Genomic DNA, 25,431 nt, shown 5'->3' with positions numbered 1-25,431 from the left:
CGTACCACGCCGCCGGCCCGTACCTGGTCGAGTGGGCGCTCCGTCACTCGCGTACCACGGCGTTGGCCTCAGAGCGAGCGCTGGTACGCCGCGAAGGCCTTCGTCGCGAGCCAGCTCATGATGGCGGCGAGGGCTGCGAGAGCTCCGAGGCGTGGCCACACCGCTGCCCAGTCGGTTGCGGACGACAGCGCCTCCCGGCTCACCACGACAGCCCAGTCGAGCGGGTTGTACGTCGCGACGGTCTGCAGCCAGGACGGCGCGAGCTCCGGGTCCATGATCGCGGAGGAGACGAACGCCAGCGGAAGCGACAGCAGCTGGCTGATGCCGATGAGGGCGTTCTGGTCCCTGGCGAGCAGGGCGACCGCGTTGCTCAGCGCCGCGAACACGATCGTCAGCAGCACCGCCGCAAGGAAGGTCAGGAGTATGCCGGGGCGCGGGTTGTCGAAACGGGCGCCGGCGGCATACGCGATGACGACGATCACGGAGGTCTGCACGATGCACGTGATGCTCTGGTAGGCGATGGTGCCGTTCATCAGGGCGCCACGCCGCACTGGGGAGGCGAGCAGGCGGTCCATGACGCCGAGGTTCATGTCCTCGATGTACTGCGTGCCCGCCCACGCCGCCGAGAACAGCGCCGTCATCATGACGACCCCAGGGGTGAGGAACTCGAGGTACGACTGGCCGGCGGCCCCGAAACCTGGAATCTGCACTGCACTCTGGAACAGCGCCCCGAACAGCAGCAGCCAGATGGCGGGCTGCACGAGGGTGATGACGACGAAGGCCGGCTGGCGCACGAGCGAGCTGACCGACCGCCTCGTCATGAGGGCCGAGTGCGTCACGAGGGTGGTCACGATGCCACCTCCTCGAACGCGCGGCCGGCATGGCGCAGGTACACGTCGTCGAGCGACGGCCGGGCCAGCGTGGCGGAGCTGACGTCGAGGCCGCCCTGCTCGAGCACCGCCAGCGCGGTCGGGATCACGCTCGCGCCGCGGTCGGCCCGGGCGCGAACCGTGCGTCCCTCGTGGACGATGTCAACAAGAGAGTCCAGCTGCGAGAGTCGCTGTGCTGCAACGGATCCCGATGCCGGGTCGGCGAGCTCGAAGACGAGGCTGTCGCCTCGCAGCTCGCTCTTGAGCTCGTCCGGTGAGCCCTGGGCCACGAGCCGGCCGTGGTCGACGATCGCGAGGCGGTCGGACAGGTGGTCGGCCTCGTCGAGGTAGTGGGTCGTGAGCAGCACCGTCATCCGGTCCACGGACGCCATGCGTGCGATCTCGGCCCACATCTCGGCCCGGGCCTCTGGGTCCAGGCCGGTCGTCGGCTCGTCGAGGAAGAGCACCGCCGGCCGGTTGACGAGACCGATGGCGACATCGAGCTTGCGGTTCATCCCGCCGCTGTACGTCTTCGTGAGGCGGTCGGCGGCCTCGGCGAGCCCGAACCGTTCGAGAAGCTCGTCGGACCGGTGCCGTGCCTCGGTGTGGCTCATGCCCTGGATGCGGGCGGCCATCTCGAGGCTCTCCCGACCCGTCATCAGCGGTGCGGCGCTCGGCTTCTGCGACACGAGCCCGATCGCGTGGCGCACGGCCGAGGGGTCGGCGAGCACGTCGTGACCTGCGACCCGGGCGGTGCCGGAGTCCGGTCGGGAGAGCGTGGAAAGGATTCGGACGGTCGTCGACTTGCCGGCGCCGTTCGGCCCGAGCAGGCCGAACACCTCGCCAGTCCGGACCCGAAGGGTGAGTCCGTCGAGGGCCCGAACCGGCGGCTTGCGGCGCCCGGCCGAGTACGTCTTGACGAGGCCGACGGCCTCGATCGCCCAGGTCTCACCGGGTGGTGAGCTCTGGGTCGCGACCGTGGCGGCCGCGACGGGGTGCTGCGTCATGGTGACTCCTTCGGTGGCTCCGCGCGGACGCGCGAGGCGCTGATGGGGGAGTCGGTCGACACTGCTGCCGTAGGCTCGTGGTGTGCCTTGAGTGCCCATGTGGCAGGTCGCATCGACCAGCTCGAGGAATGGCCCTCGGCCCGGCGTTGCCGCGCCGGGTCGAGGGTGCGCCGGCTCAGTCTCCTGGTGCTGAGGCCGGCGGCTCGCCGCCGGCGCCCAAGGCGTCCATCTCGGCGAGGATGCGTCCCTCCTCTCCGAGGTAGCGGACGGGATCGGCGAGGATCTGGTCCATCGACTCACCGGAGGCCCTCAGCTCGTGGAGCTTGCGCCAGGCCTTGGCGCCCCCGAGGGCGCCGGAGCGGATGTCGGATGCGAGCGCGGCGGCATACTCCCGCTCGGCACGCAGCATGGTCTCCCGGAAGATGCTCTCCACCAGGAAGATCTCGGGGAGCCCGTGGTCGCGGGACCAGTCGTTGGCGGACTTGATGCTGAGCAGCTCGAGGTCGAGCCGGTTGACCCGCTCGAGCAGCAGCAGCGCCGCCTGGTCGGGCGGGAGGCCGGCCATGAGCGACAGCGCCGACTCGAGCGACGACGGGTCGTCCGTCGGGGTGCTGAGCAGCTCGGACAGCCAGTCCTCGAACTCGTCGGCCCCAGCGGGCGTGATCGCGTAGACCGTGCGCTCCGGGCGGTTGCCTTCGCGGATCCGCTGTTGCTCGACGATGAGGCCGTGCTTCTCGAGGGCGGCGACGACGGAGTAGAGCGAGCCGTAGTTGAGCTTGATGCTCTTCTCCTTGCCGCGGTGGCGCAGCGTCTGGCTGATCTCGTAGGGATGCATCGGCCGCTCCCCGAGGCAGGCGAGCACCGCCAGGGCCAGTGGGTTGTTGACGCGGCGGCGGGTCATGAGTCCTCCAGTTCGAATACTTGACTCAGAGTATTCGAACTGGAGGCTCCGTGCAAGAGGTCTGTTGGTCGCGCTCGAGACGTCGTCCGGCGACCGCTGCCGGCGCGTCGTGGCGGGTGCCGGCACATCATCCAGGCAGCCTCAGACGACCGGGGCGGTGTCGTCCTCGAGCGTGTCGACCAGGGCTCGGAGCGTGCTGCGCAGCTCGGCGAGGCGGGCGCGGTCGAGGCCGCTGCGCTCGACGATCGCCCGGGGTATGCCGGCCACCGCCGTCAGGCGCTCGCGTCCAGCGGGAGTGAGCTCGACGCGGACTCGGCGCTCGTCGTCGGGGTCGCGATGGCGGCCGACGAGGTCGGCGGCCTCCATCCGCTTGAGCAGCGGCGACAGGGTGCCTGAGTCGAGGCGCATGAGGTCCCCGAGCTCGCCGACGGTCAGGGCACCGTGCTCGCCGATCGTCATGAGGGCGATGTACTGCGGGTAGGAGAGGCCGTGCTCCTTGAGCAGCGACCGGTAGACGGCGTCGAAGGCTCGCACGGTCGTGTGCATGGCGTAGCAGATCTGGGCGTCGAGCCGGAGGTCGGCGGCCACCGGCGGAGCGGCCCGCTCCGGTGAAGCCGTGTTCCGGTCCATGGCGATCGGGGCCGACCCGCGCGGCGGCGACTTGGCAGGACTCATGTGTCGAGCATACAATTCAGTTGTGCACAACTCAATTGTGCGCCATAGACACTAGAGAGAAGCGGAGCACGATGACCACCGTCACCGACCGTCCCAAGGCCCTTTACGTCGCCTCGGCGACCGCGTCAGGTCGAGAGGGCCGGGCCGCCACGTCCGACGGCCGCCTCGACGTGACGCTCGCCGCGCCGCGCGAGCTCGGCGGGACGGGCGAGGGCACCAACCCCGAGCAGCTCTTCGCCACCGGGTATGCCGCATGCTTCGCGAGCGCGCTGGCGCTCGTCGCGCGCCGCCGGAGGGTCGAGGACTTCGACGCCGCGGTGACGGCCGACGTCAGCTTCTCGGGCAACGCCCGTGACGGCTTCGGCCTGGGCGTCATCCTCAACGTGGAGCTTCCGGAGGGTATCGACGCCGACCTCGGCCGCGACCTGGTCGAGACCGCGCACCGCGTCTGCCCGTACTCCAACGCGACCCGCGGCAACATCCCGGTCGAGCTCGTGATCGCGTGAGCGAGGAGGCAATGGACGTGAGCAGCACTGTGCCCCAGTCGATTCCGTCATCGAGCGAACGGTCGCGAGAGGTTCGGCTCGAGCGCCGCCCCGTCGGATGGCCCCGGCCAGAGGACTTCTCCGTCGTCGAGAGCGACCTGCCCGCGCTCGGGGAGGGCCAGGTCCGGGTCCGCAACGTCGTCATGTCGGTCGACCCCTACATGCGTGGACGCATGAGCGACGCGAAGTCGTACGCCGAGCCCTACGCGCTCGGGCAGGCGATGCACGGAGGTGCGGTCGGCGTCGTCGAGGAGTCCCGCGCCGACGGGTTCGCGGTCGGGGACCACGTCCTCCACGGGCTGGGCTGGCGCGAGGTGTCTGTCGTGGACTCCGGCTCGGCACGTGTCGTCGACACGACGGTGGCGCCCGCGTCGGCGTACCTCGGCGTCCTCGGCATGACCGGCCTCACGGCATACGCGGGCCTCACCCGGATCGCCCCGGTCAAGACGGGCGACGTCGTGTTCGTGTCCGGCGCCGCCGGCGCCGTGGGGAGCGTGGCCGGCCAGGTGGCCAAGGCGCTCGGGGCATCTCGCGTCATCGGCAGTGCCGGTTCCGACGAGAAGGTGCGCCACGTGCTCGACGATCTCCGCTTCGACGCGGCTTTCAGCTACCGGGACGGGAAGGTCTCCCGGCTGCTGCGGGACGCTGCGCCGGACGGGATCGACGTCTACTTCGACAACGTCGGCGGCGACCACCTCGAGGCCGCAATCGGGTCGCTGCGGCTCGGCGGCCGGATCGCGATCTGCGGCGCCATCTCCGCCTACAACGCGACCGAGCCCCCGCCGGGCCCCCGGAACCTGTCACGCCTGATCCAGACCCGCGGCACCATCCGCGGCTTCCTCGTCGGCGACCACTACGACCTCGCCGCCGAGTATGCCGCCCGCGCCGCAGGCTGGCTCGCCGACGGGACCCTCACGTCGCGGGAGACCTTCGTGGACGGGCTCGAGCACGCCGTAGACGCCTTCCTCGGCGTGCTGCGTGGCGACAACCTGGGCAAGATGCTCGTCCGGCTCTGACTCCGAGCAGGCGACGACGCCCGCCGCGCGCACCGCGAGGCGGGCGTCGTCGAGGTGATGCTCAGGGTGGCTGGGGCCGACTGGCGTCAGCTCTTGAACAGCTCCTTCGCCTTGTCCGCCGGCAGCAGGTCGTGACGCACCGGCTCGCGCACGAACGATCCCGTGCCGTGCGACACGGAACGCAGGTCGATCGGGTAACGCGAGAGCTCCGCCTGCGGGACCTCGGCGTGCACGACCGTCCAGCCCCCGTCGTCGCCGAGCCCGTCGGCGGGTTCGGTCCCGAGCACCTGCCCACGGCGACCTCGCAGGTCGGACATGACCGCGCCGAGATACTCGTCCGCCGTCGTGATGTCGACCCGGTCGATCGGCTCGAGCAGTGCCATCGTCGACTCGTTGGCGGCCTCCTTCAGCGCGAGGGCGGCGGCCGTCTGGAAGGCGACGTCCGAGGAGTCGACCGAGTGGGCCTTGCCGTCGGTCAGGGTGATCCGCACGTCCACCACCGGGTGTCCGGTGAGGAGCCCCTTCTCGAGCTGAAGGCGTGCGCCCTTCTCGACCGACGGGATGAACTGCCGTGGCACGGCGCCGCCGACCACCTTGTCGACGAACTCGAACCCTGCCCCTCGAGGAAGCGGCTCGATCTCGATGGAGCACACGGCATACTGCCCGTGGCCGCCGGACTGCTTGACGTGGCGTCCCTGCACCGAGCACTTGCGCACGAACGTCTCGCGCAGCGCGGTGCGGTAGGGCTCCGCCGTGACGGTCACGCCGTAGCGCTCGGCCAGCTGTCCGATGAGGTCGTCGACGTGCGCCTGGCCCATCGTCCAGAGCACGACCTGGTCGGTCTCCGGCGAGTGCTCCATGCGCATCGTCACGTCCTCGGCGACCAGGCGCTGCAGGGCGCCCGCGAGCTTGTCCTCGTCGGACTTGGTCGCTGCTCGGATCGCGACCGGCAGCTGCGGCTCAGGCAGCAGCCAGGGCGCCACGACGGACGGCCGGTCGCTCGACGACAAGCTGTCCGACGTCTCGGCGCGGGTCAGCTTCGACACGAGGACGATGTCGCCCGCGATCGCGGTGCCGCGGGGGCGGTGCGTGTCGACGAACGGGGCGGCCAGAGGGCCGACGCGCTCGTCGTCGTCGTGGCTGGGGTGCCCCGCCACCTCACGGCCGACGAAGTCACCGAGGTGGCCCGACACGTGCACGGTGTCGTCGACGCGGAGCGTGCCGGCGAAGACCCGGACGAGCGAGAGACGCCCGACGTACGGATCGGTCGTCGTGCGCACGACCTCGGCCACCAGCGGCTGCGACGGGTCGCAGGCGACCCCGCTGATCGCTCCGCCTGCGGGCGTCGTCACGGCGGGCAGGGGATGGATGCTGGGGTCGGGGAACGCGCGCTCGACAAGACCGAGCAGGTCGTCGACGCCGGCGCCGGTGAGAGGGGCGACCGGCAGGATCGGGAAGAAGGTCCCGTGGGCGATCGCGGTGCGCAGGTCGGCGATGAGGGCGTCGGTCTCGATCACCTCGCCCTCGAGGTAGCGGTCGAGCAGGGTCGCGTCCTCGGACTCCTCGATGACCGACTCGATGAGGGCGTTGCGCGCGTCCTCGTGCTCCGGGCCCGCCTCGGTGAGCAGCCCGACCACGTCGGTCACCTCGCCCTCCTTCACGACCGGCCAGTGCGTGGCCTGCGCGTCACCGAACGTGCGGCGGCACACCTCGACCGTGGTGGCAAAGTCGGCGCGGGGCTGGTCGAGGTGCGTGACGGCGACGGCGCGCGGCATGCCGACTGCGGCGCACTCACGCCACAGGAGTGAGACCGGCCGGTCGATGTCGTCGGCGCCGGAGACGACGAAGATCGCCGCATCGGCAGCGCGCAGCCCAGCGCGCAGGTCGCCGACGAAGTCGGGATAACCGGGGGTGTCGAGGAGGTTGAGGCTGACGCCGTTGCTCTCGAAGGAGGCAGCGGTGAGGCTCGTCGTTCGCACGTGCTCGGGTGTGCCGGAACGCTGTCCGGGCACCCTTGCTGCGACGAGAGCCTCAAAGAGTGCGGTCTTTCCGGCCCCGCCGGGACCGACCAGCACGACGTTGCGGATGTCCTGCGGCGAGGCGGGGTTGGGGGCCGCAGGAAGTTCTGATCTGCCGGTTGCTCGCGCCATGACCCCACCTTTCTCCTGTTAACAGCCGGTTACAAGATCCCGACGTTGTATGCCGTCGCACATGCGTCGTCGCCGCGCCTCCGGACGATGATCGGCCGGCTCTCCGGCGGCACCGGACCCCGCGCGAGGACCGGAGCGCAGGGCGTGGGTGAATCGATGTGCGCGCCGTCGGCGACGGGTGACAGGCTTGGCGTCATGAACCTGGGGGCCTACCGACCGGTGCTCGCGAACCGCGACACCCGCAACGCTCTCGTGCTCGGGTTCTTCATCCGTGTCCCGATGTGGGCCGGTGCCGTCATCCTCACACTGCACGTCGTGACCTCGCTCGGCCGCAGCTACGGCGAGGCCGGCCTTGTCACGGCGGCCTCGACCCTCGCCGTGGCGATCTCGGGTCCCTGGCGCGGGCGGCTGCTCGACCGGATCGGCCTGCGGCGGACCGTCGGGCCCTCGCTCGTCGTCCAGGTCGTGTGCTGGTCGATCGCCCCGTGGGTCTCCTATGCGCCGCTCATCGCGTTCGCCGCGCTCGCGGGCCTGTTCGTCGTGCCGACCTTCTCGATCCTGCGCCAGGTCATCATCCGGTCGGTGCCGAGCGACCAGCGCCGGACGGCGCTGTCCCTCGACTCGTCCGCGACGGAGCTGTCGTTCATGGCCGGCCCGGCCATCGGGGTGTGGCTGGCGACGGCGTGGGACACCGGGTGGGCCCTGCTGGTCTGCGAGCTCGCCTCCGCGGCCGCCGGGTTCGTGCTGTGGTTCGTCAACCCGCCGCTGCGGTCGGTGGGCGCCGAACATCCGGCTGACGACCCCGCCGCCTCCGGCGAGGAGCTCGGCGAGGGCGCGCGTGCAGAAGTCATCGCCGACGGTGCCGTGTCCGATGGCCCGGTCGCCGTCGAGCCGCCTCACGGGCGCGCGTTCCGCGGCTTCATCACCATCGGCGTCGCGGCCGTCTACCTGGCGGCCCTGTGCTCGACCCTGGTCCTCAGCGGCACCGACGTCTCCATCGTCGCGGCCCTACGTTCCTTCGGGCAGACGAGCTCGATCGGCTGGGTCCTGGCACTGTGGGGCGCCGGCTCGCTGGTCGGCGGCCTCGTCTACGGCGCGTGGCACCGCTCGATCTCGGTCTTCTGGCTCCTCGCCGGTCTCGCGGCGACCACGGCCCCGGTCGCGCTGGCGAGCGGTGTTCCTGCCTTCGCAGTGCTCATCACCATCTCCGGCCTGCTCTGCGCGCCGACGATCACGGCCACCGTCGAGCAGCTGAGCCGGCTCGTCCCGGAGCGCCACCGGGGCGAGATGATGGGCTGGCACGGCTCCGCCATGACGGCCGGGTCCGCCATCGGCGCGCCGGTCGCGGGCTTCGCGATCGACCGCGGCGGGTGGCAATGGGGCTTCGTCGTCGTCTCCGCCCTCGGCGTGGTCATCGCCGGCCTCGGCCTGGTCGTCTCGCGCCACCGCCATGGCCCGTCCCATGTCTCCAGCGGGCCGTCGGTGCACGTCGTCGATTCGGACCACGTGGTCCCGGCTGCTAACATGGATCACTGACCAGCCGTCATCCCGCACCCGCCTCGCGCGGAGGCGAGACGACGGAGTGCAAGAGAAGCTCGCTTCCACCCGCGTCGACCACACGGTTGCCGGGTCAAGGTCCGCTCGTCGGAGCAGCGCCCTCGTGGCGTGAGACCGGCGAGCCGCGTGCCGCGAAGGCATCCTTCGCCACGCGTCACCTTGGGCTCCTCGTGCACGCACGGGGAGCCTTTTCTCGTTGTGGTCGGCAAGCACGACGCAGTACCCCGTAGGTCACACCATTCATCAAACTTAGGAGCACCACATCAGCGAGCCTCGCATCAACGAGCGCATCCGGGTCCCGGAAGTGCGTTTGGTTGGCCCTAACGGCGAGCAGGTCGGCATCGTCCGCGTCGAGGACGCGTTGCGTCTGGCGGAGGAGGCGAACCTCGACCTCGTCGAGGTCGCCCCGATGGCCAAGCCGCCTGTCGCCAAGCTCATGGACTTCGGCAAGTTCAAGTACGAAGCCGCCATGAAGGCACGGGAAGCACGCAAGAACCAGGTCAACACCGTCATCAAGGAGATCAAGCTCCGTCCGAAGATCGACCCGCACGACTACGGCACCAAGCGTGGCCACGTCGAGCGGTTCCTCAAGGCCGGTGACAAGGTCAAGGTGACGATCATGTTCCGTGGCCGCGAGCAGTCGCGACCGGAGCTCGGGCGTCGTCTGCTCGAGCGGCTGGCCGAGGACATCGCCGAGCTCGGCTATGTCGAGTCGGCCCCGAAGCAGGACGGCCGCAACATGATCATGGTGATCGGGCCGACGAAGAAGAAGGCGGAGGCCAGGGCCGAGCAGCGACGCGCACGCGACCGCGCTGCCACCGAGGCACCCACCGAGGCACCCACCGAGGCACCCACTGGTTCACCCACCGAGGCAATCCCCGCGCAGCAGACCGGCACCATCATCGCTGAGGCGCCGGCCGCAGAGCAGAACGACGAGGCCACCGCGGCCGCCGAGTGACCGGCGCCCAGTGACTTCCGGCGGGCCTACCGAGCAGATCGACAGGCCCGCCCCACTGACCACGTACGTCCCCGTACGCACGCAACACGAAGGAGATCGGCCACCATGCCGAAGATGAAGACGCACAGCGGTGCGAAGAAGCGGTTCCGACTGACCGGCAAGGGCAAGGTCATGCGGGAGCAGGCCGGCGGTCGCCACCTGCTCGAGCGCAAGTCGTCGCGCTACACCCGCCGCATCGCCGGCGACGTCGAGGTCGCGCCGGCCGACGCCAAGAAGGTCAAGAAGCTCCTCGGCAAGTGAGCCGAGACACCCAACCATCAGCATCTCGCTGAGCAACCGGGTCCGTCTCGGTAAGCCAGCAGCACCAAGCACTGCGTCACGCAGAGAAGGAGTATTCACGTGGCACGCGTGAAGCGGGCGGTCAACGCCCAGAAGAAGCGTCGCGTCGTCCTCGAGCGCGCGAGCGGCTACCGCGGGCAGCGGTCGCGTCTCTACCGCAAGGCCAAGGAGCAGGTCACCCACTCGCTGGGCTACGCCTACCGTGACCGTCGCGCCAAGAAGGGTGACTTCCGTCGCCTGTGGATCCAGCGGATCAACGCTGCGGCCCGCGCGAACGGCATGACGTACAACCGGTTCATGCAGGGCCTCAAGGCCGCCGGTGTCGAGGTCGACCGCAAGATCCTCGCGGACCTGGCCGTCAACGACGCGCCGGCCTTCACCGCCCTCGTCGAGCTGTCCCGCGCGAATGTCGCCGCGGCTGCCGACAAGGCCGGCGACGCCGCCTGAGGTCGACCCCCGACCTCACGCCGTCACAGGCACACGACATCACCGGGCGCCGGGACACCCCGTGCTGACCAACACCCGTTCCGACCGGGTCAAGGCAGTGCGGGCGCTGTCCCGGCGCTCGGCGCGTTCGCGCACCGGCGAGTTCGTCGCCGAGGGTCCGCAGGCGGTCCGCGAGGCGGTCGCCTTCCGTCCCGAGCTCGTGCGTGACGTCTATGTCACGCCCGAGGCGGCCACCCGGCATACCTCGATCGTCGCGTCGGCAACGGCCGCGCGACTGTGGGTGCACGAGGTGAGCCCCGAAGTGCTCGCCGCGATGTGCGACACGGAGTCCCCGCAGGGCATCGCCGCCGTATGCCGGATGCTCGACGTCCCGCTCGACGTGGCCCTCGCGGACCTCCCGCCCGACGCGCTCGTGTGCGTCCTGACGAACGTGCGTGACCCGGGCAACGCGGGCACGGTGATCCGCGGCGCCGACGCCGCCGGCGCCGACGCCGTCATCGTCAGCGACGCGAGCGTGGACATCTACAACAGCAAGGTGGTCCGCTCGACCGTCGGGTCGCTGTGGCACCTTCCGGTCAGTGTCGGAGCGACCGTCCCCGAGATCGTGGCCGCTCTCCGCGAGCGAGGGGTGGCCCTGCTCGCGGCCGACGGCGCCGGGTCGACGCTGCTGCACGACGCGGATCTCGCCCGCCCCCACGCCTGGGTGATGGGCAACGAGGCCTGGGGGCTGCCCGAGCAGGTGCGCGACGCCTGCGACGACGTGGTGCGCGTGCCGATCTACGGACATGCCGAGTCGCTCAACCTCGCGATGGCGGCCACCGTGTGTCTGTACGCCTCTGCCGAGGCGCGTCGCGCTCGTCGTTGAGCAGCCAGCCCGGGCGCACGTCGCTATCCTTCCCAACATGACCTCCGTCGACGGAGCCGGCGATCACCTGCCCGAGTCGGCGGCTGCGATGGCGCCGGTCGGGATGTTGGGGGAGCTGCTGCCGGACGGGCTCGTCGTGGTCGGTGGTGACCGCAGGATCCGGTTCGTCAACCGCGAGGCCCTCCGGATCCTCAGGTGCGAGCGGGCCGACGTGCAGGACCGCCCGCTGCTCGAGGGGCTCCCGTTCACGGACAAGTACGGGCGCGACTGGTGGGCGCACACGGATCCCTGGGGAGGTCTGACGTCGAGCCCGGGCCATCGCGAGAAGCTTCTCGTCGCGCCCAAGGGCCACGACGTGCTCGTCACCGCGCGCTACATCCACTCCAGCCAGGACGACCGGCTGGAGCGGGTCCTGATCGGGCTCCGTGACGCCGAGGCCAGGCAGCGCGCGGAGCGAGACCAGGCGACGGTGCTGTCCACCGTGGCCCACGAGCTGCGGGCCCCGCTGACGTCCGTCACCGGGTTCACGAGCAGCCTGCTCCGTCGCTGGGACCGCTTCACCGACGAGCAGAAGCGGCTCATGATCGAGACCATCGAGGCGGACGCGAAGCGCCTGACCCGCCTGATCACCGAGCTGCTCGACATCTCCCGCCTCGACTCGCACAGCCTCAACCTGCGGCTCGGGCCGGTGGATCTTCAGGCCCTGCTCAAGAAGCACGTGGTGCGGCACGAGCTCGGCCGGTCGAGCGGTGCGGTCCAGCTGCGGCTGGGGGAGCGGGCCGCAACCGAGGGCCTTCCGGAGATGTGGGCCGACACCGACCGGCTCGAGCAGATCTTCTTCAACCTCATCGAGAACGGCCTCCAGCACGGGGACGGCCGGGTGACGGTGACGCTCGACCGTGACGGGCCGATGGGCGCGGCGACAGAGTCGGTCGTGGTGCACGTCGACGACGAGGGAGAAGGTATCCCCGCGGCGGACCGCGAGAAGATCTTCGGCCGGTTCTGGCACGGCCCGTCCAACGCGAGCACCGGCCTTGGCCTATACGTGGTGCGGGGGCTCGTCGAAGCCCACCAGGGTTCGGTCGTCGCCGACCAGAACGACGCCGGTGGGGCCCGGTTTGTCGTGCGGCTGCCGTCCGGGGTGCCCGACGTCGTCGGCTCGTAGCCCACGAGAAACGGCTCGACGCCGCCCCTAGACTGTTTCGCACGCCCGCCCGACCTGTCGTGGCGGGCCGTCCTCGCGGGCACCAAGGGCGCCGGCGGGGCCCGGCGCACCAGCCACAACACTCAGCACGAACCAGCCGATCCCAGCACCAGCCAGCCCGATCCAGAACCTTCCCCGACGAGAGCAGCGAACGCACGCCGATGTCCGGACCCAACACGAACTACGACCCGGTCGAGGTCTCAGCACTCGACCCGGCCAACATCGAGGCCGCCGTGGCGGCCGCCCTGACCGCGATCGCCGGGGCGACGAACCTCGACGAGCTCAAGACAGCGCGACTCGAGCACCAGGGCGAGAAGAGCCCGTTGGCCCTGGCCAACCGAGAGATCGGCGCTCTTCCGCCGAGCGCCAAGGCGGACGCGGGCAAGCGGGTCGGCGAGGCCCGCGGTCGCGTGAGCCAGGCGATCTCGGCCCGCCAAGGGGAGCTCGAGGCCGAGCGCGACGAGCGGATCCTGGTCGAGGAGCGCGTCGACGTGACCGTCCCGACGGACCGCCGCCAGCGCGGCGCGCGGCACCCGATCGAGCTGGTCGCGCAGCGCCTCGCCGACGCCTTCGTCGGCATGGGCTACGAGGTCGCCGAAGGGCCGGAGCTGGAAGGGGAGTGGCTCAACTTCGACGCGCTCAACCTCGGCCCCGACCATCCGGCACGGCAGATGCAGGACACCTTCTTCCTCGACCCGGTCGACTCGGGGATGGTCCTGCGCACCCACACCTCGCCGGTGCAGATCCGCAGCATGCTGACCCGCACGCCCCCGATCTACATCGTGGCTCCCGGCAAGGTCTTCCGCACCGACGACCTCGACGCGACGCACACGCCCGTCTTCCACCAGATCGAGTGCCTCGCGGTCGACAAGGGCCTGACGATGGCGCACCTTCGCGGCGCCATCGACGCGTTCGTGCGGATCATGTTCGGCGAGGACACCCGCACCCGGGTGCGCTGCTCGTACTTCCCGTTCACCGAGCCGTCGATGGAGACCGACTTCGTCTGCTTCGTCTGCCACGGTCAGGCCGCGCCGGGCGAGTGCCGGACCTGCGGCGGGTCCGGCTGGATCGAGCTGGGCGGCTCGGGGATGGTCAACCGGAAGGTGCTTCGCGCCTGCGGGATCGACCCCGACGTCTACTCGGGCTTCGCCTTCGGGCTGGGAATCGAAAGGGCACTCATGCTGCGCCACGGCGTCCAGGGCATGCACCAGATGGTCGAGGGCGACGTCCGGTTCTCGCAGCAGTTCGGGAGGGTGGTCTGACATGCGCGCACCACTGACGTGGCTCGCCGAGTACACCGATCTCGCGCCCGGTGCCAGGGGTGCCGACGTGGCCGCTTCGCTCGTGTCGGTGGGCCTCGAGGAGGAGGACCTCCACGGGGGCGACATCACCGGTCCGGTCGTCGTCGGGCGGGTCCTCGAGTTCGAGGAGCAGGTCCAGAAGAACGGCAAGCCGATCCGGTTCTGCGTGGTCGACGTGGGCGAGCACGGCCAGATGGAGACCGAGGGCATCCACCAGGAGATCGTCTGCGGCGCGACGAACTTCGAGGTGGGCGACCTCGTGGTCACGTCCCTGCCGGGTGCGATGCTGCCCGGGGGCTTCCACATCAGCGCCCGCAAGACGTACGGCCGCATGTCCAACGGCATGATCTGCGCGGAGGACGAGCTCGGGATCGGGCACGACCACTCGGGCATCATCGTGCTGCCTCGGCTGCTCGGCGCCGACCATGTGGCGGACGTTCGGCCCGGTGACGACGCGATCGCCCTGCTCGGCCTGGGCGAGGAGACGATCGAGGCGAACGTCACGCCCGACCGCGGCTACTGCTTCTCGGTGCGCGGGCTCGCGCGTGAGTACTGGCACAGCCAGGGCAGCCCCGCCGGCGGGTTCCGCGACCCGGTCGACATCGAGACCCCGGACCCCAACGGCGACGGGTACGGCGTCGAGCTGAAGGACGAGGCGCCGATCGACGGCGCCGACGGCTGTGACCGCTTCGTCGCACGGGTCGTCCGGGGCGTCGACGCCTCGCGTCCCTCGCCCGCCTGGATGCAGAAGCGCCTCGCCGAGATGGGCATGCGCCCGATCAGCCTCGCCGTCGACGTGACGAACTACGTCATGCTCGCCGTGGGCCAGCCGCTGCACGCCTATGACCTGGACCAGCTCCGCGGCCCGATCGTCGTGCGGCGCGCTCGCCTCGGAGAGAGGCTCACGACGCTCGACGACGTCGAGCGTGCCCTCGACGTCGAGGACCTGCTCATCACCGACGGAGGTGAGCACGTGCTCGGCATCGCCGGCGTCATGGGCGGCGCGTCCTCCGAGGTCACGGCGACGACGACGAACGTGCTCGTGGAGGCGGCCCACTTCGACCCGACGTCGATCGCGCGGTCCTCGCGGAGGCACAAGCTCGTCACCGAGGCGTCCAAGCGGTTCGAGCGTGGCGTCGACCCGCAGGCGTCGGCGGCTGCCGCGCAGCTGGCCGTCGACCTTCTGGTCACCCACGGCGGAGGTGCTGCCGACCCGGGCGTGACTGATGTGGACCGCACGACGAGCCCGGCGGCATACCGCCTCGACGTGACCGAGCCGACCCGGATCGTCGGGGTCGACTACTCCCGTGACCGGGTCGTGCAGATCCTTCGAGACCTCGGCTGTGAGGTGGCCGACACGGGCGACCTGCGGTACGTCGACGTGACGCCACCGTCGTGGCGGCCTGACCTCGTCAATGACTCGCCGGGGCCGGACTACGCCGAGGAGGTCGCGCGGATCGACGGGTACAACAACATCCCGTCGGTGACGCCTACCCCGAGCGAGGGGCATGGGCTCACCCATGGCCAAGAGGTCCGGCGGGTGGTCGCAGATGCGCTGGCGGGCGTGGGTTTCACCGAGGTCCTGACCTACCCGTTCGTCTCCGATGAGCTTGCGGACCAGCTGATGCTGCCGCCCGACGACGACCGCCGACTGGCCGTTCGCCTGGCCAACCCGCTCTCCGAGGAGCGGCCGCTGCTGCGCACGTCCGTGCTGGCGAGCCTCGTGGACGCCCTGCGACGAAACGTCTCACGCGGGCACAAGGACATCGCGCTGTTCGAGCTCGGGCTGGTCTTCCGGCCCCATGGGCCGCTCGGCAGGGCTCCGATCCCGACGGTGTCGGCACGACCCTCGGAGGACGCGCTCGAGGAGCTGTATGCCGCCGTCCCCGCCCAGCCGCGCCACGGTGCCGTCATCGCGAGCGGGCTGGTCGAGCAGGCCGGCTGGTGGGGTGCCGGGCGAGCCGCCGACTGGAGCGACGCGGTGGAGGCTGTGCGCAGTGTTGCGGCGGCGCTGGCTGTGTCCGTCCGGGTCGACAACGACCCGGGCCACGCGCCATGGCATCCGGGCCGGTGTGCACGGATCACGCTCGAGGATGGAACGCTGGTCGGGCACGCGGGCGAGCTGCACCCCAAGGTGCTCGCGGCGCTCGACCTGCCGGCCCGCACGGTCGCGGCCGAGTTCGACGTCGACGTGCTGACCGAGGCGAGCGACCGGGCCGTGCAGGCTGTGGAGTTCTCCACGTTCCCGCCGGCGCTCACCGACATCGCGCTGCTCGTGCGGTCCGAGGTCGCGGCCGCCGACGTCGAGGACGCGCTGCGCGCGGGTGCGGGGGAGTCCCTCGAGTCCGTGACGCTCTTCGACGTCTACGAGGGCGAGCGGATCGAGGCCGGCCACCGGTCTCTGGCGTACCGGCTGACGTTCCGCGCGGCCGACCGGACGCTGACGACCGACGAGGTCAACGGCTTCCGCGACGCGGCGGTCGCGGCCGCGGCCTCGGCCACCGGAGCCATCCAGCGCTGACGCCCCCGCCCCGCAACACACCCGGAAACCGTGAGCTCGCCATAGGTGCAACGTTGCGGAGCTCTCCGGGTGTGTTGCTGCTGGGTTGGGATGCAGGACTATGCATCGATGTGTATAGTCATGCATTGTGATCAGGGCAGCAGTTGCGGGGGCGAGCGGTTACGCCGGAGGAGAGATCCTTCGGCTGCTGCTCGCCCACCCGCAGTTCGAGGTCGGCGCCGTCACGGCGGCCAGCAGCGCGGGTGAACGACTCGGGGGCGTCCACCCGCACCTGCGCCCATTGGCCGACCGCGTCATCGAGGAGACCGGCCTCGAGACGCTGTCGGGCCATGACGTCGTCTTCCTCGCGCTGCCGCACGGTCACTCGGCCGCGCTCGCGGCCGAGCTGCCCGACGACGTCGTGGTGATCGACTGCGGCGCCGACCACCGGCTCGACTCCGCGTCGGCCTGGACGACCTTCTACGACACGCCGTATGCCGGCTCGTGGCCGTACGGCCTCCCCGAGCTCCCAGCGCCCGACGGCAGCACGCAGCGGGACCGCCTCTCGGGCGCTCGCCGGGTCGCCGTCCCGGGCTGCTACCCGACCGGCATCTCGCTGGCCCTCGCGCCGGGACTCGCGGCCGGTCTGCTCGAGCCCGACGACATCGTCGTGGTCGCCGCGTCCGGCACGTCGGGTGCCGGCCGGTCTCTGAAGCCGCACCTGCTCGGCAGCGAGGTCATGGGCTCGATGTCGCCCTACGGGGTCGGGGGAGTGCACCGCCACACCCCCGAGATCGAGCAGAACCTCTCGCGAGCAGCGGGCCAGCCGGTGACCATGTCGTTCACCCCGACCCTGGCGCCGATGCCCAGAGGCATCCTCGCGACGTCCACCGCTCGTCTGCGCGCCGGTGTCGACCCGTCCCAGGTCCGCACGACCTGGGAGAAGGCGTACGCCGCTGAGCCCTTCGTCCACGTGCTCGCGGAAGGATCGTGGCCGGCGACTGCGAGTGTCGTGGGCAGCAACAATGTCGACCTCCAGGTGGCTGTGGACGAGCGTGTCGGCCGGGTGGTCGTCGTCTCGGCCGTCGACAACCTGACCAAGGGCACCGCCGGTGCCGCCGTCCAGTGCGCCAACCTCGCCCTCGGCCTCGAGGAGACGCTCGGGCTCCCTCGGACGGGCGTGGCGCCGTGACCGGAATGACGACCCAGGCGACCGTGCAGCTGCCCCGGGGGTTCCGCGCGGCGGGCGTCACGGCCGGGCTGAAGGCGAGCGGCAGGCCGGACCTCGCGCTCGTCGTCAACGACGGCCCGGACCATCACGCGGCCGCCGTGTTCACCAGCAACCGTGTGGAGGCGGCGCCGGTGACCTGGTCCCGGCAGGTGCTGTCCGACGGCCGGGTCGATGCCGTGGTGCTCAACTCGGGCGGCGCCAATGCCTGCACCGGAGCCCAGGGCTTCCTCGACACGCACCGCACCGCAGAGCACGTCGCAGCCACTCTCGGGGTGTCCGCGGGTGACGTCGTCGTCTGTTCGACGGGCCTGATCGGCGAGCTGCTCCCGATGGACAAGCTCCTGACCGGCGTCGACCTGGCCACTGCGGCACTGTCACCCGAGGGCCACACGGACGCTGCCGTCGCGATCATGACGACCGACACCGTCCACAAGGTCGCGAGCCACGTGGGCGCAGGCTGGTCGGTGTCCGGGATGGCCAAGGGCGCAGGCATGCTCGCCCCGGCCTTGGCCACGATGCTCGTCGTCATCACGACCGACGCCGTCGTCACCGCCGACGATCTCGATGCCGCTCTGCGCGCGGCCACAGCGGTGTCGTTCGACCGCATCGACTCCGATGCCTGCATGTCGACCAACGACACCGTCGTGGTGCTGGCCTCGGGCGCCTCGGGCGTCGCAGCCGACCGCGAGGAGCTCACCCAGGCCCTGACTGAGGTGTCGAGCGACCTCGCGCGACAGCTCATCGGTGACGCCGAAGGAGCGTCGCACGACATCGCCATCGATGTGCGCAACGCGGCCACGGTCGACGACGCTCTCGAGGTCGCCCGGGCGGTGGCCCGCAACAACCTCTTCAAGTGCGCCATCTTCGGCAACGACCCCAACTGGGGGCGCGTCCTTGCAGCGGTCGGCACGACCAAGGCGGCATTCGACCCTGCCGCCCTGGACGTGACCATGAACGGCGTCCAGGTCTGCCGCGCGGGTGGCGTCGGCGAGGACCGCTCTCTCGTCGACCTCGCGCCACGCGAGGTGCACGTCCTCGTCGACCTTCATGCCGGCGCACAGACCGCGACTGTATGGACCAACGACCTCACCCACGACTACGTCCACGAGAACTCGGCCTACAGCACATGACCGCACACTCGGCATCGGGCCCGACCTCGCCCGCCCTGCCCGCGCACCAGAACCTCCGAGGCCTCATCGACGCCGCAGCGATCCGGGTGGCCGGCGCCAAGGCCGCGACCCTGGTCGAGGCACTGCCCTGGCTCGAGCGCTTCCGTGGGGCACTCGTGGTCGTCAAGTACGGCGGCAACGCCATGGTCGACGAGGCACTGAAGGCTGCGTTCGCCGAGGACATCGCCTTCCTCCGGTATGCCGGTCTGCGGCCGGTGGTCGTCCATGGTGGCGGTCCCCAGATCAAGGCGATGCTCGAGCGCGTCGGGCTGGAGAGCGAGTTCCGGGGCGGCCTGCGCGTCACGACCCCAGAGGTCATGGACATCGTCCGCATGGTCCTCACAGGCCAGGTCGGGCGCGAGCTCGTCGGTCTGCTGAACCAGCACGGCCCGATCGCCGTCGGCCTCTCCGGCGAGGACGCCGGGCTGCTCGGCGCCCGCCGGCGCGGCACCGTGGTCGACGGCGAGGAGGTCGACCTCGGCCTCGTCGGGGACGTCGAGAGCGTGAACCCCTCGGCGATCATCGACATCCTCGACGCCGGCCGGGTCCCCGTGGTCTCGACTGTCGCCCCGGACCTCGATGTCGAGGGCCAGATCCTCAACGTCAACGCGGACACGGCGGCCGCGGCCATAGCCGTCGCCCTCGGCGCCGAGAAGCTCGTGGTGCTCACCGACGTGGAAGGCATCTTCGCGGACTGGCCGGACCGTGGCTCGCTCCTGTCGACCATCGACGTCACGGCGGCCAAGGCGCTGCTGCGGCGGGTCGACGAGGGCATGGTGCCCAAGCTGGAGGCATGCATCCGAGCCGTCGAGGGGGGCGTTCCCCAGACACACGTCGTCGACGGCCGCAAGCCGCACTCCATCCTGCTCGAGATCTTCACCGACGAAGGCATCGGCACGATGGTGCTTCCCGACATCAGGTCCACACCATGACATGGCCTTCTCAGGATGGTGACCTCGCATGAGCACCGGTAGTGAGTTTCTCGAGCGTTACTCCAGCGCGATGGTGCAGGTCTTCGGCACCCCGCAGCTGGTCATCGCCTCCGGCCACGGCTGCTGGGTGACCGACGTCGATGGCAAGCGATACCTCGACCTGCTCTCGGGGATCGCCGTCAACGCGCTCGGCCACGGGCACCCGGCTCTCGTCCAGGCCGTCGCCAAGCAGGCCGAGTCGGCCATCCACGTCTCCAACTTCTTCACCTCGGAGCCGGCGATCCGGCTCGCCGAGCGCCTGCTGGTCCTCGCGGGAGCCCAGCACGGCTCGGGCGTCTTCTTCGCCAACTCCGGGACGGAGGCCACCGAGGCCGCCATCAAGCTGTCCCGCCGCACCGGACGGTCCCGGATCGTGGCGCTCGAAGGGTCCTTCCACGGGCGGTCCACAGGTGCGCTCGCGCTGACCCACAAGGCCGCCTACCGGGAGCCGTTCGAGCCGCTCATCCCGGGCGTCGTCTTCGTGCCACCGGGCGACGAGGTTGCGCTGCGAGCTGCCGTCGACGACACGACGGCGGCCGTCTTCGTCGAGCCCATCCAGGGCGAGGCCGGGGTGCAGGAGCTGTCGGACGGCTATCTGCGGCTGGCCCGCGAGGTGACCCGCAGCCACGGCGCCTTGCTCGTGCTCGACGAGATCCAGACGGGCGTCGGGCGCACCGGGGACTGGTTCGCCCACCAGCGCTCGGGTGTCGTGCCCGACGCCATGACCCTGGCCAAGGGCCTCGGCGGCGGCGTGCCGATCGGGGCACTGGTGACCTTCGGCGCCGAGGTCACCGGGATGCTGACCGCCGGCCAGCACGGGACGACCTTCGGCGGCAACCCCCTCGCCTGCGCAGCCGGTCTCGCCGTGCTCGACACGATCGACCGCGACGGGCTGCTCGACAACGTCAACCGTGTCGGGGCCCTGCTCGACGACCTCGACGTTGCCGGCGTCTCCGGGACGCGTGGCCGCGGGCTCCTGCGCGCGGTCGAGCTGGACGGCATACCCTCGTCGGCGGCGATGACGGCCGCCCGCGACGTCGGCTTCATCGTCAACGCGGTCACCCCGACGGCGCTTCGCCTCGCCCCGCCACTGGTCCTCCACGAGGACGAGCTCCAGGGCTTCGTCGACGCGCTCCCGGGCATCCTGGCGACCGCGGGCGAGGCTGCCTCATGAGCCGGACACAGCGGCAGCGACGCATCGTCGAGCTGCTTCGCCATCATGCGGTCCACAGCCAGGGAGAGCTCGCCGACCTGCTCGTCGCCGAGGGCACGGAGGTGACGCAGGCGACGCTGTCGCGTGACCTCGTCGAGGTCGGCGCCGTCAAGGTGCGCCGTGGTCGCTCGCTCGTGTATGCCGTCCCAGGCGAAGGCGGAGAGGTGACCGCCGTGGGGTCGTTGGGGGACTCCGCCTCCGCCAGGCTGCGGCGCACCTGCGAGGAGCTGCTCGTGTCGGCGACCCCCGCGGCCAACCTCGTCGTGCTGCGTACCCCGCCGGGAGCCGCGAACTACCTCGCGTCCGCGATCGACCAGACCCGCGACCCGGACGTCGTCGGCACCATCGCCGGCGACGACACCATCATGATCGTGACCGTCGGCGCCAAGCGCGCGACCGCGGTGGCGGAGCGGCTCCAGGCCCTCGCCGGCACGCGAGACTGACCCGACCGGAGGAGAACCATGACGACCGACGCGGAGCACGAGGCGCAGGACGCCGGGGCGCGAGTGAGCCTGTGGGGTGGTCGCTTCTCCGGCGGTCCCGACCAGGCGCTGGCGGCCCTGTCGAAGAGCACGCACTTCGACTGGCGCCTCGCCCCGCAGGACATCGCCGGGTCGCGGGCGCACGCCCGCGTGCTCCACGCAGCGGGCCTGCTCACCGAGGACCACCTGATCGGGATGCTCGACGGCCTTGACCGCCTCGAGGCCGACGTCCGGTCGGGCGCGTTCCAGCCGGCAGGCGACGACGAGGACGTGCACACGGCCCTCGAGCGAGGACTCATCGACCGGGTCGGTCCCGACCTCGGCGGGCGCCTGCGCGCCGGACGGTCGCGGAACGACCAGGTGGCCACCTTGTTCCGGATGTACCTGCGCGAGCATGCCCGAGTCGTCGGTGGGCTCGTCCTCGACGTCGTCGATGCCCTGGTGGCCCAGGCGAGGCAGCACCTCGGTGTCGCGATGCCCGGCCGCACCCATCTGCAGCACGCGCAGCCCGTCCTGCTCAGCCACCACCTGCTGGCCCACGTGTGGGCGCTGTTGCGGGATGTCGACCGGCTCCGCGACTGGGATGTCCGTACCGACGCCTCCCCCTACGGGTCCGGCGCGCTCGCGGGGTCGTCGCTCGGGCTCGACCCGGAGCTCGTTGCCAAGGACCTCGGCTTCGCCCGAGCGGTGGAGAACTCGATCGACGGCACTGCCTCCCGCGACTTCGTGGCCGAGTTCGCGTTCGTGGCGGCGATGACAGCAGTCGACATCTCGCGGATCGCCGAGGAGGTCGTCATCTGGGCAACCAAGGAGTTCTCCTTCGTCACGCTCGACGACGCCTACTCGACCGGGTCGAGCATCATGCCTCAGAAGAAGAACCCCGATGTCGCCGAGCTTGCCCGGGGCAAGGCCGGACGACTCGTCGGCGACCTCGCCGGCCTGCTGACAACGCTCAAGGCGCTGCCCCTTGCGTACAACCGCGACCTCCAGGAGGACAAGGAGCCGGTCTTCGACGCCGTCGACACCCTCGAAGTGCTCCTGCCGGCCTTCTCCGGGATGGTGGCAACGCTGACGTTCCACACCGACCGTCTCGAGTCGCTCGCCCCTCAAGGCTTCGCCCTCGCGACCGACATCGCCGAGTGGCTCGTCCGCGAGGGTGTCCCGTTCCGCGTCGCTCACGAGGTCGCCGGCGCCTGCGTGCGCGACTGCGAGGTGCGCGGGATCGAGCTGTGGGACCTCACCGACGACGATCTGGCCCGGATCAGCGAGCACCTGACGCCCCGGGTCCGCAGCGTCCTGTCGGTCGAGGGGTCACTGGCGTCGCGGGACGCCGTCGGGGGCACCGCGCCGGTCCGGGTCGCGGAGCAGCTCGTCGCGGCCACGGAGCGCGCCTCCCTCGCACGCACGTGGGTGAAGGCCGGCGTCTGACGCGACGTGCGCGTGGGCGGGCGTCGAGCAAGTCACAGTGACAGCGCCTGCGGCGGCTACGGTGGGCCGCGTGAGCGCCCAAGACCGCCTGCCGCGCGAGTTCTTCGCGCGCCCCGCCGTGGACGTCGCCCCAGACCTGCTCGGCTGCCACGTGGCCTACGGTGACGTCGCCATCCGGCTGACCGAGCTCGAGGCGTATGCCGGTGAGCGGGACCCAGGCTCCCATGCGTTCCGGGGGATGACCACGCGCACGAGGCCGATGTTCGGGCCGGCCGGTTTCACGTACGTGTACTTCACGTACGGCAACCACTGGTGCCTGAACCTCGTCGTCGGCGAGGCCGGTACGGCTGAGGCTGTGCTCGTCAGGGCGGGTGAGGTGGTCGCCGGACACGAGCTCGTCCGCTCCAGGCGTGGCACGGCGAGCGAGCGCGACTGGGCCAGGGGGCCGGGACGGCTCGGCCAGGCGCTCGCGCTGTCCGGTGCGCAGAGCGGCCTGGACTTCTGCCGGCCGGCGCTCGGGGAGCCGATCGAGCTGGTTGTGTCCGGGGCCCGGGAACCTGTGCGTGCAGGCCAGATCGGTGTCGGGCCGCGTGTGGGGGTGAGCGGGGCGGGTGGCGACGGCACGGCATACCCGTGGCGGTTCTGGATCCGAGACGACCGCCACGTGTCCGCCTACCGCCCCGGCGTCGTTCGGAACCGGCGCGCCGTGAGCGGAGCGGAGGAGGGCAAGGCCTGACGGGCGCCAGGGAAGAATCGGAGTGGCACGCGCCGCAGCGAAGCGAGGCGCCTAAAGCATGCCAACCAGCATGCGGGACCGTCGGCAACCTATTGGCCCGCCGGCGGCCGCGTAGGGCAGGCTGTGCGCGTGGGGAGAGCCCACCTGACGACGGCGAGAGGACACCGATACCCGTGACCGACATCCTGGACGAGCTGCAGTGGCGCGGCCTGGTGGCACAGTCCACCGACGAGGCGGCGCTGCGTCAGGCACTCGCGCAGGGACCGATCACGATGTATTGCGGCTTCGACCCGACCGCGCCGTCACTGCACTTCGGCAACCTGGTCCAGCTCGTCGTGCTGCGGCACTTCCAGCGGGCCGGACATCGGGTGATCTGCCTGGTGGGCGGGTCGACCGGGCTCATCGGTGACCCCAAGCCGACGTCGGAGCGCGTGCTCAAGACGAAGGAGCAGACGGCCGACTGGGTCGCGCGGATCCAGCAGCAGGTGCGACCGTTCCTCGCCTTCGAGGGCGACAACGCCGCGCTCCTCGTCAACAACCTCGACTGGACCGCGCCGATCACCGCCCTGGACTTCCTGCGTGACATCGGCAAGCACTTCCGGGTCAACCAGATGGTCCGCAAGGACGCCGTTGCCGCGCGCCTCGAGAGCGAGCAGGGGATCTCGTACACCGAGTTCAGCTACCAGATCCTGCAGGCGCTCGACTTCCTCGAGCTCTACCGTGCCCACGGGTGCACGTTGCAGACGGGCGGCGCCGACCAGTGGGGCAACCTCACAGCCGGGGTCGATCTCGTGCATCGGGTCGAGGGGGCCGGCGTGCACTGCTTCACGACCCCGCTGCTCACCGACGCCGCCGGGACCAAGTTCGGCAAGTCCGAGGGCAACGCGATCTGGCTCAGTGCGGAGATGACGAGCCCGTACGCCTTCTACCAGTACTGGATCAACGTCGAGGACGCGTCGGTCGTGAAGCTGCTCAAGGTCTTCACGGACCGGACGCCCGAGGAGATCGCCGAGCTGGAGCAGCAGGTCGCCGAGGAGCCGTTCCGGCGCACGGCCCAGAGGATCCTGGCCGCAGACGTCACAACCCTCGTGCACGGCGCTGGCGCCACAGCGGCGGTGCAGGCTGCCTCCGAGGCTCTGTTCGGCAAGGGGGAGCTGACCGCTCTCGACGCGCGGACGCTCGACGACGCGACGGCAGAGCTGCCCGGGGCGCAGGTTCCGGTGGGCACGACGATCGTCGATGCCCTCGTGGCGGTCGGGCTCGTCGACTCACGCAACAACGCCCGCAGGGCGATCGGCGACGGCGGGGCGTCGCTCAACAACGTCAAAGTGACCGATCCCGAGCTCGTGCTGGCCGACGAGGACTTCCTGCACGGCTCCGTGGCGGTGATCAAGCGCGGCCGAAGGAACCTCGCGGCGGCGCGCAAGGCCTGAACAGGCTCGCCGCCAGCCTGGGCGAGCTCCAGAGGGGCGGATTCCGTTGTGACGCAACGGAATCCGCCCCTTCAGCGTGCAGCCGGGGGTCGCGATTTGTGTTTCGCGGCGGGGCCGGGCTAATGTTCTCTTCGTCAGCCCGACAGGGAGGAACGGACGCCACAGCGGCGGCGAGGAATCGCCCGCGAAGTAGGCCGGTCCCGGGGCAGACACCCAGCCGAAGAGACACCGGTGATCCGGTGCGCTCGGACGTGGGTCCGCCGCCATCAGGCGAGTGCGATCTGACCGCCCTACAGGGTGGCTCACAGGTTGACTTCCATGGGCGCGGCGGGTAAGTTAGAAGGGTTGCCCCGGAGTCCGGTCGTTTGGCTGGGTGATGGTGTGTGTCCGATTCTTGAGAACTCAACAGCGTGTCAAAAATCGATGCCAATACC

General features: G+C 70.7%; 23 protein-coding genes. 18 read left to right on the top strand and 5 right to left on the bottom strand.

The annotated features are described in order from the left end of the window. Positions 1-68: 68 nt before the first annotated feature. The 4 genes from ACWEOW_RS08465 to ACWEOW_RS08450 form a co-directional block, all read right to left on the bottom strand. Positions 69-851, bottom strand: a complete 783-nt coding sequence (locus tag ACWEOW_RS08465) for an ABC transporter permease (protein ID WP_452268741.1) — start codon at positions 849-851, stop codon at positions 69-71. Beyond that, positions 848-1,876, bottom strand: a complete 1,029-nt coding sequence (locus tag ACWEOW_RS08460) for an ATP-binding cassette domain-containing protein (protein ID WP_452268740.1) — start codon at positions 1,874-1,876, stop codon at positions 848-850. Before ACWEOW_RS08460 ends, ACWEOW_RS08465 begins: the two co-directional genes overlap by 4 nt. Before the next feature lie 175 nt (positions 1,877-2,051). Then, positions 2,052-2,777, bottom strand: coding sequence for a PadR family transcriptional regulator (locus ACWEOW_RS08455; RefSeq protein ID WP_452268739.1), 726 nt, complete (start codon positions 2,775-2,777; stop codon positions 2,052-2,054). Between the two features lie 141 nt (positions 2,778-2,918). Then, a complete protein-coding gene (locus ACWEOW_RS08450; RefSeq protein WP_452268738.1) occupies positions 2,919-3,452 on the bottom strand; it encodes a MarR family winged helix-turn-helix transcriptional regulator in 534 nt (177 codons plus the stop codon). A gap of 71 nt (positions 3,453-3,523) precedes the next feature. Here ACWEOW_RS08450 and ACWEOW_RS08445 point away from each other — a divergent pair, with 71 nt between their 5' ends. After that, positions 3,524-3,958, top strand: coding sequence for an organic hydroperoxide resistance protein (locus tag ACWEOW_RS08445; protein ID WP_452268737.1), 435 nt, complete (start codon positions 3,524-3,526; stop codon positions 3,956-3,958). Positions 3,959-3,975: 17 nt separating this feature from the next. Continuing rightward, a complete protein-coding gene (locus ACWEOW_RS08440; RefSeq protein WP_452268736.1) occupies positions 3,976-5,013 on the top strand; it encodes an NADP-dependent oxidoreductase in 1,038 nt (345 codons plus the stop codon). Positions 5,014-5,099: 86 nt separating this feature from the next. Here the strand turns inward: ACWEOW_RS08440 and ACWEOW_RS08435 are convergent, their stop codons facing one another. After that, positions 5,100-7,163, bottom strand: coding sequence for an elongation factor G-like protein EF-G2 (locus ACWEOW_RS08435; RefSeq protein ID WP_452268735.1), 2,064 nt, complete (start codon positions 7,161-7,163; stop codon positions 5,100-5,102). A gap of 195 nt (positions 7,164-7,358) precedes the next feature. Here ACWEOW_RS08435 and ACWEOW_RS08430 point away from each other — a divergent pair, with 195 nt between their 5' ends. The 16 genes from ACWEOW_RS08430 to tyrS all read left to right on the top strand — a co-directional run bounded on the left by ACWEOW_RS08430 (position 7,359) and on the right by tyrS (position 24,997). Then, entirely contained in the window at positions 7,359-8,699 is a 1,341-nt protein-coding gene (locus ACWEOW_RS08430) for an MFS transporter (RefSeq protein ID WP_452268734.1), read from the top strand. A 325-nt stretch (positions 8,700-9,024) separates the two neighbouring features. Further along, entirely contained in the window at positions 9,025-9,678 is a 654-nt protein-coding gene (gene infC / locus ACWEOW_RS08425) for a translation initiation factor IF-3 (RefSeq protein ID WP_452268733.1), read from the top strand. Between the two features lie 105 nt (positions 9,679-9,783). Then, complete coding sequence (rpmI, locus tag ACWEOW_RS08420) at positions 9,784-9,978, top strand: 50S ribosomal protein L35 (protein ID WP_452268732.1); 195 nt, start codon at positions 9,784-9,786, stop codon at positions 9,976-9,978. Positions 9,979-10,077: 99 nt separating this feature from the next. After that, positions 10,078-10,464, top strand: coding sequence for a 50S ribosomal protein L20 (rplT, locus tag ACWEOW_RS08415; protein WP_452268731.1), 387 nt, complete (start codon positions 10,078-10,080; stop codon positions 10,462-10,464). A 61-nt stretch (positions 10,465-10,525) separates the two neighbouring features. Next, positions 10,526-11,329: a TrmH family RNA methyltransferase gene (locus ACWEOW_RS08410; RefSeq protein ID WP_452268730.1), complete on the top strand. Its 804-nt coding sequence runs from the start codon at positions 10,526-10,528 to the stop codon at positions 11,327-11,329. A 37-nt stretch (positions 11,330-11,366) separates the two neighbouring features. Beyond that, complete coding sequence (locus ACWEOW_RS08405; RefSeq protein WP_452268729.1) at positions 11,367-12,494, top strand: ATP-binding protein; 1,128 nt, start codon at positions 11,367-11,369, stop codon at positions 12,492-12,494. 200 nt (positions 12,495-12,694) lie between these two features. Next, positions 12,695-13,795, top strand: a complete 1,101-nt coding sequence (pheS, locus tag ACWEOW_RS08400; protein WP_452268728.1) for a phenylalanine--tRNA ligase subunit alpha — start codon at positions 12,695-12,697, stop codon at positions 13,793-13,795. Position 13,796: 1 nt separating this feature from the next. Beyond that, positions 13,797-16,355 carry a phenylalanine--tRNA ligase subunit beta gene (gene pheT / locus ACWEOW_RS08395; RefSeq protein WP_452268727.1) on the top strand — a complete coding sequence of 853 codons (2,559 nt, stop codon included), beginning with the start codon at positions 13,797-13,799 and terminating at the stop codon, positions 16,353-16,355. 127 nt (positions 16,356-16,482) lie between these two features. Beyond that, positions 16,483-17,526, top strand: coding sequence for an N-acetyl-gamma-glutamyl-phosphate reductase (gene argC, locus ACWEOW_RS08390; RefSeq protein ID WP_452268726.1), 1,044 nt, complete (start codon positions 16,483-16,485; stop codon positions 17,524-17,526). A gap of 5 nt (positions 17,527-17,531) precedes the next feature. Further along, positions 17,532-18,695 (top strand): bifunctional glutamate N-acetyltransferase/amino-acid acetyltransferase ArgJ, encoded by a 1,164-nt coding sequence (gene argJ, locus ACWEOW_RS08385; protein ID WP_452268937.1) that lies wholly within the window; start codon positions 17,532-17,534, stop codon positions 18,693-18,695. Continuing rightward, on the top strand, positions 18,692-19,666 hold the full coding sequence (gene argB, locus ACWEOW_RS08380) for an acetylglutamate kinase (protein WP_452268725.1): 975 nt from the start codon (positions 18,692-18,694) through the stop codon (positions 19,664-19,666). The genes argJ and argB overlap by 4 nt, the downstream gene beginning before the upstream one ends. Positions 19,667-19,694: 28 nt before the next feature. Continuing rightward, positions 19,695-20,879: an acetylornithine transaminase gene (locus ACWEOW_RS08375; RefSeq protein ID WP_452268724.1), complete on the top strand. Its 1,185-nt coding sequence runs from the start codon at positions 19,695-19,697 to the stop codon at positions 20,877-20,879. Next, complete coding sequence (argR, locus tag ACWEOW_RS08370; protein WP_452268723.1) at positions 20,876-21,361, top strand: arginine repressor; 486 nt, start codon at positions 20,876-20,878, stop codon at positions 21,359-21,361. The genes ACWEOW_RS08375 and argR overlap by 4 nt, the downstream gene beginning before the upstream one ends. A gap of 18 nt (positions 21,362-21,379) precedes the next feature. Next, a complete protein-coding gene (gene argH, locus ACWEOW_RS08365) occupies positions 21,380-22,828 on the top strand; it encodes an argininosuccinate lyase (protein WP_452268722.1) in 1,449 nt (482 codons plus the stop codon). Positions 22,829-22,898: 70 nt separating this feature from the next. Beyond that, positions 22,899-23,564, top strand: a complete 666-nt coding sequence (locus ACWEOW_RS08360) for a DNA-3-methyladenine glycosylase (RefSeq protein WP_452268721.1) — start codon at positions 22,899-22,901, stop codon at positions 23,562-23,564. Between the two features lie 173 nt (positions 23,565-23,737). Continuing rightward, positions 23,738-24,997: a tyrosine--tRNA ligase gene (tyrS, locus tag ACWEOW_RS08355; RefSeq protein ID WP_452268720.1), complete on the top strand. Its 1,260-nt coding sequence runs from the start codon at positions 23,738-23,740 to the stop codon at positions 24,995-24,997. The last annotated feature ends 434 nt before the right edge of the window (positions 24,998-25,431 follow it).

The sequence above is a fragment of the Monashia sp. NPDC004114 genome, from assembly GCF_053603855.1.
Note: the sequence above shows the minus strand (reverse complement) of the source record. Positions and strands in the feature narration are given on the sequence as shown.